This is a genomic window from Pseudomonas sp. P5_A2_2 (assembly GCF_054177685.1).
Genome location: NZ_JBGCUL010001265.1, coordinates 1 through 1,141, shown reverse-complemented (window position 1 = coordinate 1,141; position 1,141 = coordinate 1). Strand labels below are relative to the sequence as shown.

Here is a 1,141-nt window from a genome sequence, read left to right as displayed (position 1 = left end):
TTCTCGCTCCCAACATCTATGGTTACCCCCTTTTCTGCAATACAGTTTTTGATGCGTGTTTGGCTTGCTTTCATCTATCCGGCGTCTGAGTGGGGTTGTGGTCCCGCGCCTCGATGAGAATSGAGGCCCGACGATCCTGATTATTAAAAGGGCCTTTCAGCCGTGTAGGAGCCCAGGGTTGTCGTCAGGCCGGTTGGCCCATTCACGTCATCAGTTATCCGGCATCGCAAAACCAGGTGGGTGGTGCTCGGATGACAGCAGGGTCAGGCGTTCACCGCTTGGCCATGCCTCAAATTTGCTGTGCCTTGTGCAAGCAGCTCGCGGGCTTCAACCGCTTTCTTTCTGGCGTTTGCCAGAGAGAGTTCAGGATACGGGCCCAAGGCCATACTGATGCGGTTTTTGGTCACCGGCTCGCGGTAATTGAAGTTCCACATCATCGAGCCGCTGGCCCTGACTCGGAGCTGAAGGCCACCGCCATCGCTGAGGACGAAATCCTTGCCGGTTGCCTTGACCGCCTTGAGCTGGCGATCGGAGAGGCGGGTTGCTTGAGTAGGCATGTGAGCTACCTCTGGCACCGTTTTGGTACCCTGAAAATAGCTCCAGGTAGCCGGGATACCACCTGGAATACCAAAGCGCCTGGAACTCAAAAAACCATTGTGCACCTCAGAAGCGCTGGAAACCMTTGATTTCACTGGATTTCAGGCACAAAAAAAGACGTCCGTGGACGTCTTTAGATGATGAAGTGGTGGGCCGGGGTAATTTGAATCAGCTCAATAACTTATTGATTTATAACATTAAAGACAATTTTAATTTTTAGTTGGAATACCAATTGGAATACTGCACTCCACTTGGCCACCCGTTTGCATTCGATCTGACCAGCACGCTTCATAACCATGATTGGCAGTGAACTGCCCATAGCTGCCGGCGGCGACAGGCGGCCAAAAGTGGACGCTCGACAAGGGACCGCACCGAGCCAAAAGCGGAAGATTTGCTAAAAATTAATCTACAGTGGATTTATGCTCAATAAATAGGAAGGGTACTCGCGCTTTAGCTTGTCGTACTCTCAGATGGGGAGGCACAAGGCTGCTTGTCGGCTAGGGCATCTGCGCGCTTGGCTGCAGTGCTCAGTATGGTACTGTTC

Annotated in this window: 1 pseudogene; it reads right to left on the bottom strand. The window is 52.3% G+C overall.

The annotated features are described in order from the left end of the window. Nucleotides 1-302 precede the first annotated feature (302 nt). A pseudogene (locus tag ACXRVY_RS30680) lies at nucleotides 303-557 on the bottom strand (Arm DNA-binding domain-containing protein); the annotation flags it as partial. Between the last annotated feature and the right edge of the window lie 584 nt (nucleotides 558-1,141).